Origin of the sequence: Nitratireductor sp. ZSWI3 (assembly GCF_024655565.1) — a bacterium.
In the GTDB taxonomy this organism is placed as follows: Bacteria; Pseudomonadota; Alphaproteobacteria; order Rhizobiales; family Rhizobiaceae; genus Nitratireductor.
In genome coordinates this window covers 1-1229 of sequence record NZ_JANKOF010000196.1, presented here as the reverse complement: position 1 = coordinate 1229, position 1229 = coordinate 1, and the positions used below count along the sequence as shown (strand labels likewise).

Here is a 1229-nt window from a genome sequence, read left to right as displayed (position 1 = left end):
GCGCCGACCTCGCCTTCGCGCTCGCCGGCGGCCGCAGCGGCGGCACCACGGTGGCGGCGACGATGATCGCCGCGCATCTGGCCGGCATCGCCGTGTTCGCGACGGGCGGCATCGGCGGCGTGCACAAGGGCGCCGAGACCAGCTTCGACATCTCGGCCGATCTCGACGAGCTGGCGCGCACGCCGGTCATCGTCGTCTCGGCCGGCCCCAAGGCCATTCTCGACACGGAGAAGACGCTGGAGGTGCTGGAGACGCGCGGCGTTCCCGTGGTCGCCTTCGGCACCGACACGATGCCTGCTTTCTGGTCGCGCCAGTCGCCCCATCGGGCACCGCTCCGGCTCGACACGGCCGAGGCGATCGCCCGCTTCCAGGCGACCCGCACGGCCCTCGGCATCGAGGGCGGCATGCTGATCGCCAATCCCGTGCCGGCCGCCGAGGAGATCGCCGCCGACGTCATGGCGGGGCACATCGCCAGGGCGCAGGAGGAGGCGACCGCACGAGGCGTCCGCGGCAAGGAGGTGACACCCTTCCTGCTCGCCCGCATCCTGGAATTGACCGAGGGCGCCAGCCTTGCCACCAACATCGCGCTGGTGAAGAACAACGCGCGGCTCGCCGCGCACATCGCCAGGGCCATCGCCGCCGGGTGAGGCAGCGCATCGCCGCCAATAAAGAAGCCGCCGGACGGAATCCGGCGGCTTTTTTTGAATGTCCTGCACGATGTGCAGGAATGACTGGGTCAGGCGCCGCGCAGCGGCGACAGGCGGATTTCCACGCGGCGGTTCTGCGCACGGCCGTCCGGTGTCGCGTTGGAGGCGATCGGCTGCGTCTCGCCCTCGCCGATGACGGCGAAGCGCTGGCCGTTGACACCCTGGCCAACCAGGTAGTTGGCAACCGCGCCGGCGCGGCGCTGCGAGAGCTGCAGATTGTAATTGTCGTCGCCGGTCGAATCGGTGTGGCCGTAAACGTCGACGAGCGTGCGGTTGTACTTCTGCAGCACCAGGGCGACCGAGTTCAGCGTGCCGTAGAAGGCCGGCTGGATGTCCGCCGAATCGGTGCTGAAGGTGATGTTCGAGGGCATGTTCAGGATGATGTAGTCGCCCTGGCGTGTGACGCTGACGCCGGTGCCCTGGAGCTGGCCGCGCAACTGCGCTTCCTGCTGGTCCATGTAGGAGCCGATGGCACCGCCGGCCAGCGCGCCGACGCCGGCGCCGATGAGCGCGTTGCGACGA

General features: G+C 69.5%; 2 protein-coding genes. One reads left to right on the top strand and one right to left on the bottom strand.

Annotated elements, in window-relative coordinates; genetic code table 11:
- On the top strand, window positions 1–647 hold a 647-nt coding region (locus tag NUU27_RS25350), incomplete at its 5' end, for a pseudouridine-5'-phosphate glycosidase (protein WP_257765063.1).
- Window positions 648–736: 89 nt separating this feature from the next.
- Here the strand turns inward: NUU27_RS25350 and NUU27_RS25345 are convergent.
- A partial coding sequence (locus NUU27_RS25345; RefSeq protein WP_257765062.1) for an OmpA family protein occupies window positions 737–1229 on the bottom strand: 493 nt, incomplete at its 5' end.